Source organism: Candidatus Schekmanbacteria bacterium (assembly GCA_016219965.1).
Taxonomy (GTDB): domain Bacteria; phylum Schekmanbacteria; class GWA2-38-11; order GWA2-38-11; family J061; genus JACRJM01.
Genome location: JACRJM010000007.1, coordinates 252,508 through 268,149 on the forward strand (window position 1 = coordinate 252,508; position 15,642 = coordinate 268,149).

The 15,642-nt window shown below is 42.4% G+C and carries 18 protein-coding genes; 1 reads left to right on the top strand and 17 read right to left on the bottom strand.

Annotated elements, in window-relative coordinates; all coding sequences use genetic code 11:
- Positions 1-162 precede the first annotated feature (162 nt).
- The 11 genes from HZA77_09645 to pdxA all read right to left on the bottom strand — a co-directional run bounded on the left by HZA77_09645 (position 163) and on the right by pdxA (position 9,953).
- On the bottom strand, positions 163-1,521 hold the full coding sequence (locus HZA77_09645; protein ID MBI5375688.1) for a serine dehydratase subunit alpha family protein: 1,359 nt from the start codon (positions 1,519-1,521) through the stop codon (positions 163-165).
- A 34-nt stretch (positions 1,522-1,555) separates the two neighbouring features.
- Positions 1,556-2,734: a chromate efflux transporter gene (chrA, locus tag HZA77_09650; GenBank protein MBI5375689.1), complete on the bottom strand. Its 1,179-nt coding sequence runs from the start codon at positions 2,732-2,734 to the stop codon at positions 1,556-1,558.
- A complete protein-coding gene (locus tag HZA77_09655; GenBank protein MBI5375690.1) occupies positions 2,724-3,092 on the bottom strand; it encodes a hypothetical protein in 369 nt (122 codons plus the stop codon). The genes chrA and HZA77_09655 overlap by 11 nt, the downstream gene beginning before the upstream one ends.
- Before the next feature lie 34 nt (positions 3,093-3,126).
- Positions 3,127-4,059 (bottom strand): pyruvate ferredoxin oxidoreductase, encoded by a 933-nt coding sequence (locus tag HZA77_09660; protein ID MBI5375691.1) that lies wholly within the window; start codon positions 4,057-4,059, stop codon positions 3,127-3,129.
- A gap of 20 nt (positions 4,060-4,079) precedes the next feature.
- Positions 4,080-5,270, bottom strand: coding sequence for a pyruvate ferredoxin oxidoreductase (gene porA / locus HZA77_09665; GenBank protein MBI5375692.1), 1,191 nt, complete (start codon positions 5,268-5,270; stop codon positions 4,080-4,082).
- A gap of 33 nt (positions 5,271-5,303) precedes the next feature.
- Entirely contained in the window at positions 5,304-5,600 is a 297-nt protein-coding gene (locus tag HZA77_09670; protein ID MBI5375693.1) for a ferredoxin, read from the bottom strand.
- The gene (locus tag HZA77_09675; protein MBI5375694.1) at positions 5,597-6,169 is read right to left on the bottom strand and encodes a 2-oxoacid:acceptor oxidoreductase family protein; all 573 of its coding nucleotides are present in this window, start codon (positions 6,167-6,169) and stop codon (positions 5,597-5,599) included. Before HZA77_09675 ends, HZA77_09670 begins: the two co-directional genes overlap by 4 nt.
- Positions 6,170-6,203: 34 nt before the next feature.
- Positions 6,204-6,803 (bottom strand): recombination protein RecR, encoded by a 600-nt coding sequence (recR, locus tag HZA77_09680; protein MBI5375695.1) that lies wholly within the window; start codon positions 6,801-6,803, stop codon positions 6,204-6,206.
- 10 nt (positions 6,804-6,813) lie between these two features.
- The gene (locus HZA77_09685) at positions 6,814-7,128 is read right to left on the bottom strand and encodes a YbaB/EbfC family nucleoid-associated protein (protein MBI5375696.1); all 315 of its coding nucleotides are present in this window, start codon (positions 7,126-7,128) and stop codon (positions 6,814-6,816) included.
- A 20-nt stretch (positions 7,129-7,148) separates the two neighbouring features.
- Complete coding sequence (gene dnaX / locus HZA77_09690; GenBank protein ID MBI5375697.1) at positions 7,149-8,876, bottom strand: DNA polymerase III subunit gamma/tau; 1,728 nt, start codon at positions 8,874-8,876, stop codon at positions 7,149-7,151.
- A gap of 72 nt (positions 8,877-8,948) precedes the next feature.
- Positions 8,949-9,953 (bottom strand): 4-hydroxythreonine-4-phosphate dehydrogenase PdxA, encoded by a 1,005-nt coding sequence (gene pdxA / locus HZA77_09695; protein ID MBI5375698.1) that lies wholly within the window; start codon positions 9,951-9,953, stop codon positions 8,949-8,951.
- Between the two features lie 41 nt (positions 9,954-9,994).
- Here pdxA and HZA77_09700 point away from each other — a divergent pair, with 41 nt between their 5' ends.
- Positions 9,995-10,825, top strand: a complete 831-nt coding sequence (locus tag HZA77_09700; GenBank protein MBI5375699.1) for an SAM-dependent chlorinase/fluorinase — start codon at positions 9,995-9,997, stop codon at positions 10,823-10,825.
- Here the strand turns inward: HZA77_09700 and HZA77_09705 are convergent.
- The 6 genes from HZA77_09705 to HZA77_09730 form a co-directional block, all read right to left on the bottom strand.
- Positions 10,815-11,747 (bottom strand): methionyl-tRNA formyltransferase, encoded by a 933-nt coding sequence (locus HZA77_09705; GenBank protein MBI5375700.1) that lies wholly within the window; start codon positions 11,745-11,747, stop codon positions 10,815-10,817. The genes HZA77_09700 and HZA77_09705 overlap by 11 nt on opposite strands.
- Complete coding sequence (gene def / locus HZA77_09710) at positions 11,744-12,253, bottom strand: peptide deformylase (protein ID MBI5375701.1); 510 nt, start codon at positions 12,251-12,253, stop codon at positions 11,744-11,746. Before def ends, HZA77_09705 begins: the two co-directional genes overlap by 4 nt.
- 14 nt (positions 12,254-12,267) lie before the next feature.
- The gene (locus HZA77_09715) at positions 12,268-13,008 is read right to left on the bottom strand and encodes a DUF116 domain-containing protein (protein ID MBI5375702.1); all 741 of its coding nucleotides are present in this window, start codon (positions 13,006-13,008) and stop codon (positions 12,268-12,270) included.
- Positions 13,009-13,287: 279 nt separating this feature from the next.
- Positions 13,288-13,467, bottom strand: coding sequence for a hypothetical protein (locus tag HZA77_09720; GenBank protein ID MBI5375703.1), 180 nt, complete (start codon positions 13,465-13,467; stop codon positions 13,288-13,290).
- Between the two features lie 63 nt (positions 13,468-13,530).
- Positions 13,531-15,270 (bottom strand): carbamoyltransferase, encoded by a 1,740-nt coding sequence (locus HZA77_09725; GenBank protein MBI5375704.1) that lies wholly within the window; start codon positions 15,268-15,270, stop codon positions 13,531-13,533.
- Between the two features lie 6 nt (positions 15,271-15,276).
- Positions 15,277-15,516 carry a hypothetical protein gene (locus HZA77_09730; GenBank protein ID MBI5375705.1) on the bottom strand — a complete coding sequence of 80 codons (240 nt, stop codon included), beginning with the start codon at positions 15,514-15,516 and terminating at the stop codon, positions 15,277-15,279.
- Between the last annotated feature and the right edge of the window lie 126 nt (positions 15,517-15,642).

A 15,642-nucleotide genomic window follows, 5' to 3' on the forward strand; every position in this document is an offset into this window, starting at 1 on the left:
AAAACAAGATTTTCATACAACTGCAGAGCAGCAATAATCCTGAAGCTCCGCTTTCCATGAATGAATATGATCAGTAAGTGCAATCCCCATAGTTCTCTATGAGGTTCGCGAGCGAATATAATAAAATGATGAGAAACCTTACATATTAAGAATCTCCTAAGCTCATGCCGGTGGAGCTTTAATCCTGCGTGTGCGATCCCCGCTGGAAACAGCTTTATTGGAGAGCTTATCCATCATTATCCCAAGCATTGTATTATCCACAAGCGACATTCCCTGTTTACTGATAGCGCTCAGATTCCAGATAGTTTCCTCAGCCGTGTTTCCAACAAAACCTTCTGCATGAGTAATCCCATGATTGTTCAAAGCCATATAGGCTGAACGAATCGCAGAATTGGTAGAACTTCCTACTTTCAGGGCACATCCTGCCTTTGCTCCGTCACAAAGCATTCCGCCCAAATCGCTTATCAGGTTATTCACTGCCAGTGTCATCTTTGGAATGTCTTTTCCTGCCTGCTGGTAAACTATGGCAGCAGCAGCGCCGACTCCTGCCGCAATCGCACAGCCGCAAAGGGGAGATAACTCTCCGGTAAAACATTTTATATAACTGTTAACCAGATGTGAAAGCGCAATGCTTTGAACGATCGTCTTATCTGCAATATCATAGCGTTTGCCTACAGCATAAGGAACAAGGATAGCAACAATCCCCTGGTTTCCGCTGCCTCCGCTTGACATTACAGGATAATTAAGCCCTGCCATTCTTGCATCTGCTGCCGAAGTGGTCAGCACTTCGCAGGTTGAAATCACATCATTCACAAGATACCCTTTAGTCACTAACTCTGAAACATAATGACCGACCTTCTTCAGCTTCTGACCCGCCTTTGCAATACGGAGATTCATGGCAACGCCCTGTTTGATGTATTTATAATCCTCTCTGTCCATATTTTGAGCCAGGTCAATAAGATCAGCTATAGTCAACTTTCTTAAGAGAGGCTTTAAATCCTCATGAGCCTTGCCTGACGTATGCGCTGCCATCGGCAGTTTCTTATTATTGTGCTCGAGACAAATCAGATTAGTATGGGAACCTTCAATAACCGACATGGAACTTTCTTTTCCTGCTTTAATGGAAACCTCTATATAGAATCTTTTCCGCGTTCTGTCGCAAATGATATGAGCTTTCTCCATCCTGATAAGCTCTTTAGCGCGCTTAAGAATATCCTGATTTACAGATTTCAGAATTTCCATCTTCAATTCAGGCTTTCGTATTAACGCCCCGAGGACTCCGGCAATGAGATTGCCATGCTCTCCGTCTGTGTTCGGGACCATTACGGCAAAACCGTTCTTGTAAATTCCCGGGTCAACCTTTATCTGTATTTCCGTAATCTCACGTTTGAGCACTTTGCCGGCAATGCTCGCAGCATAGGCAACTGCAATCGGCTCGGTGCATCCTACCGCAGGAAAAACCTCATGCTTTAAGACCGCCTTAAGAAGGTTGAAGTTCTTAGTCCTATGATTTTTTTTCATAAGTGTTTTATGTATCATTTTTATGTATAGTTGACTATCTAAATGCAAGTACTGAGATGACCGTTCCTGCCATGACTACCCAGAGAATATCCACCTTCATCAGGAGGGCGAAAAATGCTGTACAGGCAAGTATAATGTGAAATAAATCCCAGTGTACGTTTCCGGCAAAATTAAAAGTGACCGTGAGAAGTAGCCCTACAAAGGAACATAAGATGCCGCCGATGACTTTATTGAAATATGTTAAACTGCGTAATCTGTCAAAGTAGGGTGCTAACCCGACAACCAGCATAAACGAGGGCAGAAACACACTGATAGATGCAACCAGAGCCCCGGCAAATCCGTATAACCAATAACCTGCAAAGGTTGCTGTAATAACAATAGGACCCGGGGTCACCTGTCCTAAAAGAATTCCGTTAAGAAATGTCTTTCCATCCATCCAACTCCGCACGCCGACAATTTCGTGATACATGAGAGGAACCGAGGCGAACCCGCCGCCAAAGGCAAAGAGATCAATCCTGGACATGAGCACGGCAAGATCGAATAACCCCGGATGGACTAAGAACAGAAGAAGAAACCAGATGGCAGCAGCAGTGATGAGAAACAACAAAGGACGCATGGAATGAGGTGCTTTTTTCAGCTCTTTACCAGCTACTTCAATAGAAGTAACAGAAATTTGTCTGTCTCCAATAAGCGCGATTCCCAAAAGCGCAGCTATCAGGATCACAGCAATAGGATTTACTCCAAGCCCGAAAAGTATCGCAGCAATACCGGCAATAATAACCTGCTTCCATGTTTTAAGATATGCTCTGCCGAAAGACAGAGCCGCATTGGCCACAATAGCTACAATGACAGCCTGCAATCCGCTAAAAGCTGAAACAACTGTGGATAGATTATGTGTGTACCCATATAGCGCCGACAGAATTACCATCAGGAAAAAGGCGGGAAGACCAAAGCCGATAAAACTTGCGGCTGCACCTGCTGCTCCTCTTGTCTTTAATCCTACGTATGCCGCAGTCTGCATGGCAGTCGCGCCGGGGATTGCCTGACAGAGGGCAACGCCATTGCGGAAACTATCTTCATCAAGCCACTGTTTCTTCTCTACTGCCATTCTTCGGATATAATCCACCATGGATGGCCCGCCAAATGCAGTGGATCCTAACCGTAGAAAGGAAATGAACAAACCGCCTATTGAAGGTTGCTGATTAGATGGCATTATTCGCTGATTGCTCTTCTCTATCTTTTTTCTTTCCGGCAATATAGGCATCAACTATAGCAAAAATCCAACAGACAATGAGGAACAAAAATGCGAGATTGGACATTATGCTGTCTGAAGCAGAGGTTGCATCGGTTGCCGCTTTCGTAATTTCATTGATATCAATCCCGCCATCAGCGGTCTTGATTTTATCGAGAATGACAAGGGCTTTTTGAACTGCCTTTACTACAATTACCAGCAGGCTGATTGAAACCAAAATAATTAAGGCAGTCCCGCGCTTATACTTCTTCAATAAAACCTGACCCAGTCCCGGGAAAACCAACCCCGATAGGAGCGTCGCCTTTATGGAGTTTTTCATAGTTAACTCCATTCTTATTTTTTATGGTTGGAACCTAAGCTTCCAGCTTCTCCAGAGCAAGAAGATGTTCCCAATCATGGTCAACCATATGCTGGAGTTCTTCGACAACATGCTGGTTTTCCGGACGTTTGAGATGTGCGAACCTTCCCTGGTCTTTTATAAATTCCGTTATTGGCTTTTTTTCTTTCGGCTTCAAGTTGATCTTGAGCTTTCCGTTTTCGACCTCATACAATGGCCAGTAGCAGGTCTGCACTGCAAGCCTGCACATTTCAACAGCCTTGCCTGTGTCGTTCCTCCATCCGCGGTTGCAGTTTGCTATGACATTCATAAAGCTTGCTCCGCCGCAGTTAAGAGCTTTCCTCACCTTGGTCACAAGGTCATTCCAGTGGCTCGGAGATGCCTGTGCTGCGTATGGAATTTTGTGTGCAATCGCTATCTGGGTGAGGTCTTTTCTGTCCACGCTCTTTCCGAAGCTTTTCTTTCCTACCGGTCTTGTTGTTGTATTCGCTCCGTAAGGTGTAGCACTGGAGCGCTGAATACCTGTATTCATATATGCTTCGTTATTGTAACAGACATAAAGGAACCTGTGGCCGCGTTCAAGTGCGCCTGAAAGAGACTGAAGCCCTATGTCGTAAGTCCCGCCGTCACCGCCGAAAGCTATAAAATCTATTTTCTTCCCTTCAGGTATTTTCCCCTGCCTCTGAAGTGATTTGTACATCGCCTCGACACCGGATATTGTTGCCGCTGAGTTTTCAAAAGCGCTGTGAATGAAGCTCGGTTTCCATGCAGTATAGGGAAAAATCGTAGTTGCCACTTCAAGGCACCCGGTCGCAGATGAAACCACAACAGGATTTTCAGCGGCAAGAAGTATCTGCCTTACGGCTATGGAAACACCGCATCCTGAACAAAGCCTGTGCCCGGACGTAAGAAGGTCTTTCTTTTTTGATAGTTCTTTTAGACTTGCCATTTATATTTTATCTCCCTTTGTTATCTCTTGTTATCTTCTCTGACACCAATCCATTGATAGACGTTTCCAACTTTGCCTGTTCTCACTACATCATCAAGTGAGCAGAATATATCCTCAATCTCCTCGATGCTTATATCCCTTCCGCCAAGACCATAAATAATATTTTTCAATTTAGGACGTGAAGGAGAATCATAAAGCGCTGCAGTAATCTCAGGGAATAACGGCCCCTGCGCACCGTAAGATACTGCCCTGTCCATCACTGCCACAGCTTTTACATTCTTCAACGCATCTCTTATCTCTTCATAAGGGAACGGGCGGTAAAGTCTTATCCTCAGCAACCCTGCCTTTACCCCTTTTTCCCTAAGCTTGTTTACAACATGCTTGCCAGTCCCTGCGGCAGAATTAAGAACGACTATTGCCACTTCAGCATCATCAAGCTTGTATTTATCTATCAATCCATAGTCGTAGCCAAATTCTTTTTTAAACTCCTTTGCCACTTCGATGACTGTTTCTTTGGAATTCCTCAAAGCATCATCAAACTGCTTTTTGTGCTCCATGTAATAATCCTGAAGATCAAGCGGCCCATATGTCACAGGGTGATCCAGATCAAGGAGCGGAAGACGCGGTTTAAATTCGCCAATAAAGTCCTTAACTTTTTCATCTTCAAGAAGCTCGATGGACTCAATGGAATGGCTGATGATAAATCCATCAACACAGACCATTATAGGAAGCCACACGCCTTCCCTCTGGCTTATCTTTATTGCCTGTATGACATTATGGTAAACCTCCTGAGCATTCTCGGAATAGATTTGTATCCAGCCCGAATCCCTGCACCCCATACTGTCTGAGTGGTCGCAGTGGATGTTGATTGGCGCAGAAAGCGCGCGGTTTACGACTGTCATAACTATCGGGAGCCTCATCACCGATGCGATTGGAAGCATCTCCCACATAAGTGCGAGCCCGCATGCAGAAGTCGCCGTCATGACCCTACCTCCCGCCGCCGCCGCACCTATACAGGCGCTCATTGCACTGTGCTCGCTTTCAACAGTCACGAGCTCAGTATCAACAGCACCGTCAGCCACAAACTCCGAGAATATCTGCATTATCTCCGTTGAAGGAGTTATAGGATAGGCAGCAACTACATCCGGGTTTATCTGCCTCATACATTCAGCTACAGCCTGATTCCCTGTCATTGAAACAAGTTTTGCCATTTTATGCTCCTGAAATATCTGAAAAACAGTTTATTACTTATGGAATGTTACTTCCTCTACCATCGTAATTGCATTTATCTTCGTTGGACATTCATTGGCACAGACCCCGCATCCTTTGCAGAATCTCATATCTGCGCCTTTTACTTTTTCATTCTCAACTATTATGCAGGAATCAGGACAGCTAATCCAGCATGTAAGGCAATGGGTACATTTGTTGAAATCCCATATAGGCCTGTATGTCCTCCAACCCCCTGTCTCATATCCTTCAGCATTCCCTGCTTCCTCAATAGCACCGCCAAGAGCAAGCTCTTCTTTATTTTTTAATGTCATGCCACTTTTACCTCCGCATATGCTCTGTCAACTGCTTTAATGTTTGCCTCAACCACACTGCGTCCAAATTTTTTCCCGAAGCTCTTTTCCACCTGATACTTGACGCTGTCAACGGTTATAATATCTGTTGCACGGGCGACAACACCAAGAATGGGCATGTTCGGTATGGATCTTCCTATGGTTTCAATGGATATTTTGGTCGCATCCACTGCGTAAACCTTAGCCTTTGGCACACCGAGTTTCTTCTTAAGCTCTTCAGGGCTTTTTTCAGTATTTATTATATATATCCCTTCGTCAGCAACCCCTTCTGTGACATTCACTGTTGCAATCAGAGTCTGGTCAATTATTATCACAATGCTCGGTGATGTCACCTGGCAGTGTATCAGGATGGGATTCTCTGAAACTCTGTTATAGGCTTTTAATGGCGCCCCCATCCTTTCCGGCCCATACTCCGGGAATGCCTGAACATACTTGCCGCCGGCTGTTGCTGCGTCGGCAAGAGCTTTCGCCGCCGTAACAGCTCCTTGTCCTGCACGCGCGTGCCATCGGATCTCTACAAACTCGCTCATTTATCTCCTCCTCGCTATTTTTCCAAAAGAATTCTTAAAGAGCTCTTCTTCCTTCAAGAGCCCTCGATATAGTTATCTCATCTGCATATTCTAAATCACTGCCCACCGGAAGCCCGTGGGCAATTCGTGTAATCTTAATGTTAAGAGGCTTTAAAATCTTGGCAAGATACATCGCCGTGGCTTCACCCTCAGAATTAAAATTAGTAGCCACAACAATCTCCTCCGGGCAGAGCTTTTTTATCCGCTCAACTAACTCCTTTATCTTTAGGTCCGCAGGGCCTACTCCGTCAAGAGGAGATATTGCCCCGCCAAGGACATGATAAAGTCCCTTAAATTCCCCTGTCTGCTCTATTGCCACAAGGTCAAGATAATTTTCAACCACGCAGATCTCCTTTGACTTCCTCTCTCCGCAACTGCATATAACACATACTTCCTCTTCAGTTATATTAAAACATTCCCTGCAAAATTTTATGTTCTTCTTTACTGCCTTTATACTCTCAGAAAGTCTTTCTGCTTCCTCATCGCTCATCTTCAGTATATGAAATACCAGACGGTTGGCGCTTTTCCTTCCAATACCCGGAAGTCTCATAAGGGCTGAAACAAGCTTTTCAAGAGATGGAGAACCATATTTCATGGACACTTAATCAGAATCCAGGCATGTTAAAGCCCAGTCCTCCGGTAATCTTTTTCATCTCCTCCTCCATGAGCTCCTTTGATTTGCGCAGGGCTTCATTTACGGCTGCTGTGACAAGATCCTGCAACATTTCCTGTTCTTCAGATTTTATAACATCAGGCTCAATTTTTATACTAAGTATCTCCTGTCTTCCATTAGCCTGGACAGTCACCATCCCGCCTCCGGCAGTCGCCTCCACAGTCTTATGCACAAGCTCTTCCTGGACCTTGGCCATCTGAGCCTGCATCTTCTGTGCCTGTTTTACAATCTGGTTAAAATTCTTCATATTATAATGCCCCCGTATAATTATTTGTTAGCTAAACTTACGTCTGTTATTCTTGCCGGAAGGAGTTCAAGAATCTCGCTGACAACCTCGTCTTTCATAGCACGCTTAAGGAGAGCTTCCCTCTCGTCGCTTGTAATCGTTTCTTTTTTATAACTACCATTTTCATCATCTTTTTCAAGCTCTACTTTTAGCTCAATATCTTTCCCGAAAGATTCTGTCACAGATTCCTTAAGGATATTCAGGTTGTCACCCATCCGTACCATGCTTAAAGTGAATTCATCGCCAAGAAAAACTTGCAGTACTTTTCCATCTATAGTTTTCCTGCAGCCATTTGCAAATATGCTTTTTAGAAGAATGGATTTTTCATCCAGAACTTTTAAAAATTCATTCCAGCGGCCTTCAAAGTTTTCACCGCCAGATTTTATCCCTTTAGATGTATAGGCAGACGCAGCTGTCTTTTCTTTCACTTCTTTCGCTGAAAAATCCTTCTGCTCCGGGCTTGGATAATCTGAAGTTTTTTTAGAAAGTGCGGAGTGCTCTGATGTGCCAATTGATGCACCAGTTGTTATTGCTGAAGAACGAAATTCTCCTCCACCCGTACTTCCGCTAAACTTATTAATTTTATCAATTATATCATCCAGAGGAATAAGAAACTTTGCTCTCATGCACTTTAGAAGAGAAACTTCAAGGATCAGCGAGGGATTGTCTGCGCGCTTTACGCTCTTACAGCAGTCAAAGAAAAGGTTAAATAACATAAGCCATTCATCAAAATTTCTTTTTGCTGAGAGCTCCAGCTTTCTCTCATATCCCGGCAGATCGGATGTAGTTTTACCCTTCTCTGCAGATATGACCATGAGATCCCTTAAATACTGAAGCAGGGATTCGCAGAAAAAATTAACATCATATCCCCTTAAAATAAGTTCAGAGGAAAGTTTCACTATCCCTGTCGCATTCCCCTCAATGATTGCTTCAACCACATCACTGATAAATTTCGTATCAACTATCCCTAAAATCTCCTGGACTCCTGCAGCCGTTATCTTTTTATCTTCCGAGAAGGAGATTATGCTTTCAAAAACTGAGAGTGCATCACGTACACTTCCGGCAGCAACACGGGAAAGGAGCTTTAATCCTTCTTCGTCGATACTGATCTTCTCTTCTCCTGCAATCTTTGAAAGAAAAGCTATTATGGCATCATCGGAGAGTGTCCTGAAATCATAGCGCTGGCACCTTGAAAGTATGGTGGCAGGCAGTTTGTGCGGCTCTGTTGTGGCAAGGATGAATTTCACATGTGGCGGCGGCTCTTCAAGCGTTTTAAGAAGCGCATTGAAAGCTTCGGTCGTAAGCATGTGGACTTCGTCTATAATGTAAACCTTGAAGCGCGATGAAGTGGGGGAGAACCCGACTTTCTCACGAAGCTCCCTTATTTCCCCTATCCTTCTGTTAGAGGCTCCGTCAATCTCTATAACATCAAGAGCATTCCCTGCAGAAATGGACACACAGTTAGGGCAGACATTGCATGGCTCCTCTGCCGGGCCATTGTCACAGTTTAAAGCCTTTGCAAGGATGCGGGCACAGGTGGTCTTTCCAACACCCCGCGTTCCTGAAAAGAGAAAGGCATGTGCTATCCTTCCCGACTTCAGTGCATTTTTAATGGTGTTGGTTATATGCTCCTGCCCAACTACATCTGCAAATTTTTGGGGTCTTTTTTTCCTTGCAAGAACAAGGTAACTTTTCTCTGATATATCCATTTATAATAAGTTAATAAGAGGTGAATTATGCTTTCACAGCAGATGAAAAAATGCAAGCAGAAAAGCTTTTTTTTACCTGTTGTTCCTTGCCCACTTTCGAGCAAGTTTGATTGCAAAAAGCAGACTTCCCGGATCTGCCTTCCCCTTGCCTGCAATATCAAAGGCAGTGCCATGGTCAACGGATGTCCTGATGATTGGAAGACCGAGCGAGATGTTTACCCCTTTCCCAAAACAGTGAAGTTTAAGAGGCCCCATCCCCTGATCATGATACATTGCCACAACCACATCAAACTCACCTCCAACTGTGCGGGCAAAAAGTGTGTCAGCGCTGTAAGGCCCGAAAACTTTTTGACCTGATTTAACCGCCTCATCTACGGCAGGCTTGATTTCTTTTCCCTCTTCATCACCGAATATTCCCCCTTCTCCGCCGTGGGGGTTTAAAGAGCAGACTGCTATCCTTGGTTTACGTCCTTCGTAGCCTTTTAAATCATCAGAAATTATTCTGAAAGTTTCAACAAGCTTTTCTTTCTTAATCTTTGAAGGCACATCTTTCAGTCTCACATGAGTTGTCGCAAGGGCTACTTTTAATTTTCCTCCTGCAAGCATCATGACAACGCTTTTGCTCCCTGTAAGCTCCATCAAAAGCTCCGTATGCCCCGGATAATGATGGCCGGCAAGGTTTAATGACTCTTTATTTATGGGCGCAGTTACAATTGCCCCTGCTTTTCCATTCATGCAAAGTTCCACTGCTTTTTTAATATAGCGGTAAACTGCCTCGCCGTATTCCTTCTTCACAATGCCCGGGATAAGTTTGCCTGAAAGCGGAGATTCAACGTCCAGCACGTAGATGCTTCCTTTGCATGGTTTAATCTTTGCAATTTCATCTTCATTGATACTGCAAATATCTGCGCCAGTCCTGATTTTCTTATTGTAAAATCGGAGCACATCAGCACTTCCCGCAACAAAGGCAGGCAAAGCCTCTATCTTAGCAGCCTTCAATATTATCTCAGGCCCTATCCCTGCCGGATCCCCCATTGTGATGACAAGCGGTTTTTTCTTTGAAGTTTTAAGCTTCATTTTTTACCTCATGGTATGTAAAATAGTTTATAACATAAATCATGGAAAAGTTTAAACATAAGCTTAAGAGCCCGGTAATTTCTCTTCTCACTGACTTTGGCACCCGCGATTACTTTGTCGGGACAATGAAGGGGGTAATACTTTCAATCTACCCTGAAGCGAAAATTGTAGATATCACCCACGAAGTTTCGCCATTCAATATCATGGAAGCAGCTTTCATTCTCAAGAATTCTTATAATTATTTTCCTGAAGGTACTGTGCATCTTGTTGTGGTTGATCCGGGTGTGGGCTCTGAGAGAGGGATAGTGATTGTCAAAAGCAGAAAATATACTTTCGTTGCACCTGACAACGGAGTGTTGACCTACATCTATTTCACCGAAGAAGAATTTTCAATTTACCGCCTTAACGAGAAAAAAATTCTTTCAGAACAACCTGCAAGCAGAACATTCCATGGCAGAGACATAATGGCACCCATTGCGGCAAGGCTTGCTAAAGGAGAGACCCCTGAAGAATTTGGCGACCCAATAGATCGCTTCAAGGTTTTTAATTTTTATCCCTCATCCTTTCAGAAAGGCACAATAAACGGCGCAATAATATACATAGACAAGTTCGGAAACCTCATATCGAACATATCTGAAGATTTCTTTGACCGGATGTGCACAAGAACCGGCAGAAAAAAAATTAAAATAAAATGCGGCGATCATGAAGTTTCTGATACAGTCCCTTCCTATTCTAAAGGAAAAAAGAATGCCATCTCAGCCATCTGGGCAAGTCACGGGAATCTTGAGATTTTCGTAAGAGAAGGGAATGCTTCAAAAAAACTTAAAATAAAGACAGGCGATAAAGTTACAATAAGTTTTATCAGGAATTAAATCTTGCAGGTAGTTTATAACCTCTCAGATACTCTCTAGCTATCATCCTTCTTTTGTTCTCAGGCTGGACTTCAATGAGTTCAACCGCGCCGGACGATGCCTTTACGAATAGTCTTTCTTTTTCTATTAATATTTTCCCCGGCTCGCCGGCAATATCTATTTGAGCAGATGCTGCCATCCAGATTTTGAGTTTCTCTCCATTCTCTGATCCAAACTCAGCATAAGCTCCGGGCCAGGGATTTGTACCGCGCACAAGATTCACAATATCAGTTGCATTTTTATTCCAGTCAATTTTTCCGTCTTCTTTTTTCATGATAGGTGCGAATGTAACAAGGCTCTCATCCTGCGGGACCGGATTTATTTTTCCTTCATCCCAGAGCTTCACAGTATCAGCAAGAAGTATTGCACCTTTTATTATAAGCTTTTCAAGAAGTGAACCTGTAGTATCATTTTCAAGTATCACCTCTTTTTCCTGCATTAATATATCGCCAGCATCAAGCTTTTTTACCATCAGCTGCGTTGTAATGCCTGTCTCCTTTTCACCATTTATTATCGCCCAGTTTACAGGAGCAGCCCCCCTGTACTTAGGAAGAAGAGAGGCATGAAGATTTATGCATCCTTTAGGTGGAAGCTTAAGAACGCTTTCAGGAAGTATTTTACCATAAGCTACAACAACTATCAGGTCAGGGGAAAGTGCGGCAAGCTGACTTATAAGTGCATCGTCTTTTAACGTTTCAGGCTGGAAAACCGGTATATTATTTTCTACTGCATAAGCTTTTACCGGAGGGGCTGATACTTTCATTCCACGTCCGGCAGGCTTATCAGTCTGTGTTACAACTGCCGCTATATCAAATCCTTTCTTGCAAAGTTCTTTAAGACAGAAAAGGGAGCCTTCTGTGCTCCCCATGAAGATTATCTTCATTTATCCTGAAGGCCTTTTCTCAGTTTCATCTTGATGAGTTCTTTCTTTATTTTGCTCACCCGGTCTATGAACAATATTCCTTCAAGATGATCGAACTCATGCTGGATTACGCGGCTCAGCAGTCCTGATGTTTCAAACTCTATCTTTTTCCCTTCAGGTGAAGTGGCTGTTACAAGTATCCTGTCAGGACGTTTTACCGCCTCAGTTATCCCCGGAACGCTTAAGCAACCTTCTTCAATAATTTCCTCACCATCTATCATTTTAATAGAAGGATTTATAAGCTTGATAAGCTCACCCTCCTCTTCATCCCTTTTGCCTATATCGATTACCGCAACCCTGATATTTTTCCCTATCTGGGGAGCCGCAAGTCCTATACCCGGGGCATCATACATGGTTTCAGCCATATCATCGAGAAGCTTTAAAACTTCATCGGTTATATCTTTTATCTCCACCGATGGCTTCCTGAGTTTTGGCTCCGGGTATTTCAATATTTCTATTAAAGACATTTCCTGCTCACTCTTTAATTTAAGAACAAATCAATCCCTTCTTTTATATTCTGTACATTGATGCATGTATCCTTGCAATAACCAAAAGGCCGCTCATTTACAATACCGTAAACCGAAAGAGGGTAGCTGTCAATTATTCCTGAAATCAAATCCCTTTCGCATGCGACTGCAACAACCGCCCTCGGGTGAAGGCTGTTAATCACATTCCTTGCTTCAGTCCCTCCCCTCGCCATGGCAAACCTGACCTCGTCACAGATTCCAAGCGATAAAAGTTCGTTTATCACGCACCCTCCGCACCTTATGCAGTTATCAAGACGATAAGTAAGTTTTTTGTCACATTCAGACCTCTGGAGACAGTGAGGTAAAAGTATGAGGAGCTCATGGGGAGCAACTTTGATTTTTTTTGATAGAACAAGTTTATTATTTATTTCAATCAGAACCTGCTCAAGACGCTCCTTGGAAACCTTGAACAGTTTTCCGCACATCATTAGCATAGGAAATAAAAGCTTTATATAAATTTTCCTGAAGGCTGATGCAAAGGGGATATTGGTATCCAGAAAAATACCTGCGAGTAAGAACAACGTCATAATGCAAACGAATGTAATTCCTGATATCAACAGCATATTCAATGCAGCAAAATATTTTTCAAATGCAGGTGATGTAGAAAACTTAAAAATTCCCAGCGAAAGCAAAACAAGAGCAGATATCACTCCAATGCATAGCCATGAAAATAATCCTTTATTGCTAAGCTTCATATCGATCTTCCGAACCTCATTTGCAATACCTGCAATCCTTGTTGTTAATCCTTATACTCATCAGTTATTCAAATCATTGAGGCAAGTCAAGGAATTGCCTATACACTGCTTCTTAAAAAAACATAAAATTAATATCTAAATATCTATATGTTAAACAATCAGTCAGCAGATATGAAGGAAAATAAAGAAATTTTTAAAAAAGTGGCAAGAAAAAAATTAAGGGGTACAACGCATAACTATTATGCATTAGTACCCCTTTAAACTTAAAATCCCTCTAACTTAAAACAAAGCGTATATAAACGGAGCTACAGCAGAGCCTTCTGTAAAAACTATAAGAAGACCAAGCAGTATTAGAACAAAGACTATTGGTCCAAGCCACCATTTCTTACGCTCTTTCATAAAATACCAGAACTCAGATACTATCGATACGTTAGATTTGGCTTTTTTTACAAAATCCATTTTCATCACCTCACATTAAAAATTCATACCACATAATAATAATCGGTACAAATAATAAATAAATCAATCTGGTGCAAATATTTTTTTCCAGTCAACATCCCCTTCAAGGACTTTCATCTCTTTTTTATCAAGAAGGAAATCCCCCATGACAAGATAATCCATGTTGGTTCTCATAAAACACATATACGCATCATGAGGAGTGCACACAATAGGTTCTCCCCGAACATTGAAAGAAGTATTTATTATAACTGGAACTCCAGAAATTTTTTCATATTCAGAAATAAGATCATAAAAGATTTTATTTTCTTCCCTGTTAACTGTCTGAATCCTTGCTGAATTATCCACATGTGTGACAGCAGGTATCATCCTCTTGTTTTCCCTTACCTGTGCAACCAGCAGCATATAAGGGCTCGGACAATCAAGTTCAAAATATTCTGCACTTTTCTCTTCAAGCACAGATGGGGCAAATGGCCTGAAGCTTTCTCTGAATTTTATCTTGAGATTCACTACATCCCTGTTCGCTGCATTTGTAGCATCAGCAATAATACTCCTGTTGCCTAATGACCTGGGGCCAAACTCCATCCTTCCCTGAAACCATCCAATTACATTCTGCTCTGTAATAAGCCTTGCAGTTTTCTGGATGAGATCTTCAGTCTTAAGCTCATGATATTTGACATTTCTTGAATCAAGATAATTTCGGATTTCATCATTGCTAAACTCAGGCCCATAGTAGGCATGCTTCATGACATATTTTCTAGGATTCCCAAGCAATGAATGATAAATATAAGATGCTACTCCAACTGCTCCGCCAGCATCACCTGCTGCAGGCTGAACAAATATATTCTTAAACGGCGTTTCCCTAAGAATCCTTCCATTGGCTACACAGTTTAGAGCAACACCGCCAGCCATGCATAAATTGCTTAGTCCTGTTTCCTTGTATAAGTGTCTTGCCATACGAAGAACTATTTCTTCAGTGACCTTCTGTACGCTCGCAGCAATATCCTTATGTTTCTGCTCAAGCTTGCTTTCAGATTCACGCGGAGGACCGCCAAAGAGTTTATCAAATTTCCCGTTTGTCATGGTAAGCCCGTAATCGTAAGCAAAATACTTCATATTCATCATAAAGCTTCCATCATCTCTTAGATCCACAAGCTCTTTGAGTATAAGGTCGTAATACGTAGGATTCCCGTATGGTGCGAGTCCCATGACTTTATATTCCGCACTGTTTACCTTAAAACCAAGGTAATAGGTGAAAGCGCTGTATAGAAGTCCAAGCGAATGAGGGAAATTTATTTCTTTTTTAATTTCAATCTTGTTTCCCCTGCCAACACCGTAAGTTGCTGTTGCCCATTCTCCCACTCCATCGACTGTGAGAATTGCCGCCTCTTCGAAAGGAGAAACCAGAAAAGAGCTTGCTGCATGGGACTGATGATGCTGTATAAAAAGGATGTCTCCTTCGAAGCCTGTTTTTTCCTGTATCACACGTTTAGTCCAGAGCTTTTCCTTTAACCATACCGGAAGTGCCTTGCTGAAAGAGGGAAATGATTTGGGGAAAGTTGCTATGTATGTAAGAAGTATTCTCTCAAATTTAATGAATGGCTTGTCATAAAAACCTACGTGATCAAGGTCGGAAATCGTTATCCCGCCCTTCTCCAGGCAGTATTTTACTGCATTTTCAGGAAAATCAGGATCATGTCTTTTCCTTGTAAAACGTTCTTCCTGTGCCGCAGCAATAAGCTCGCCATCTTTTAGAAGGCATGCTGCTGAATCATGATAAAAACAGGATATGCCAAGAATATACATAGGATATTAGAATTGTCTCCTTGCTTCATCCATTGTAGTCGTAAAATGGGCTCCATCTTTCCAAAAAGAGGGGTTTTTTGATTTCTTCCTTGAAAGAAGATCTTTACCCATAATGAAACTTATAAGAGCAGATATCAAAAAAATAGTAAAATAGATAACAAACAATATAATGACAGTCTGCACCGCAGCAATCTTGCCTGCCACTATCTTCCATTTTTCAAGTAACTTTTTAAAAAAATCTTTCATTTGTCAAGCCAATTATAGAAGGTTAAGAGTAGCGCCCATTTCGAAACATTAAACATATACTTTATTTTTTTTCAATTTACACTTCTTTTATTATATGAGTAAACTATCTATTAATTAAAACATAGT

Coding starts and splice junctions, on each gene's coding strand:
- HZA77_09645 (MBI5375688.1), bottom strand. CDS start 1,521: ATGAAAAAAAATCATAGGACTAAGAACTTCAACCTTCTTAAGGCGGTC.
- chrA (MBI5375689.1), bottom strand. CDS start 2,734: ATGCCATCTAATCAGCAACCTTCAATAGGCGGTTTGTTCATTTCCTTT.
- HZA77_09655 (MBI5375690.1), bottom strand. CDS start 3,092: ATGAAAAACTCCATAAAGGCGACGCTCCTATCGGGGTTGGTTTTCCCG.
- HZA77_09660 (MBI5375691.1), bottom strand. CDS start 4,059: ATGGCAAGTCTAAAAGAACTATCAAAAAAGAAAGACCTTCTTACGTCC.
- porA (MBI5375692.1), bottom strand. CDS start 5,270: ATGGCAAAACTTGTTTCAATGACAGGGAATCAGGCTGTAGCTGAATGT.
- HZA77_09670 (MBI5375693.1), bottom strand. CDS start 5,600: ATGACATTAAAAAATAAAGAAGAGCTTGCTCTTGGCGGTGCTATTGAG.
- HZA77_09675 (MBI5375694.1), bottom strand. CDS start 6,169: ATGAGCGAGTTTGTAGAGATCCGATGGCACGCGCGTGCAGGACAAGGA.
- recR (MBI5375695.1), bottom strand. CDS start 6,803: ATGAAATATGGTTCTCCATCTCTTGAAAAGCTTGTTTCAGCCCTTATG.
- HZA77_09685 (MBI5375696.1), bottom strand. CDS start 7,128: ATGAAGAATTTTAACCAGATTGTAAAACAGGCACAGAAGATGCAGGCT.
- dnaX (MBI5375697.1), bottom strand. CDS start 8,876: ATGGATATATCAGAGAAAAGTTACCTTGTTCTTGCAAGGAAAAAAAGA.
- pdxA (MBI5375698.1), bottom strand. CDS start 9,953: ATGAAGCTTAAAACTTCAAAGAAAAAACCGCTTGTCATCACAATGGGG.
- HZA77_09700 (MBI5375699.1), top strand. CDS start 9,995: ATGGAAAAGTTTAAACATAAGCTTAAGAGCCCGGTAATTTCTCTTCTC.
- HZA77_09705 (MBI5375700.1), bottom strand. CDS start 11,747: ATGAAGATAATCTTCATGGGGAGCACAGAAGGCTCCCTTTTCTGTCTT.
- def (MBI5375701.1), bottom strand. CDS start 12,253: ATGTCTTTAATAGAAATATTGAAATACCCGGAGCCAAAACTCAGGAAG.
- HZA77_09715 (MBI5375702.1), bottom strand. CDS start 13,008: ATGAAGCTTAGCAATAAAGGATTATTTTCATGGCTATGCATTGGAGTG.
- HZA77_09720 (MBI5375703.1), bottom strand. CDS start 13,467: ATGGATTTTGTAAAAAAAGCCAAATCTAACGTATCGATAGTATCTGAG.
- HZA77_09725 (MBI5375704.1), bottom strand. CDS start 15,270: ATGTATATTCTTGGCATATCCTGTTTTTATCATGATTCAGCAGCATGC.
- HZA77_09730 (MBI5375705.1), bottom strand. CDS start 15,516: ATGAAAGATTTTTTTAAAAAGTTACTTGAAAAATGGAAGATAGTGGCA.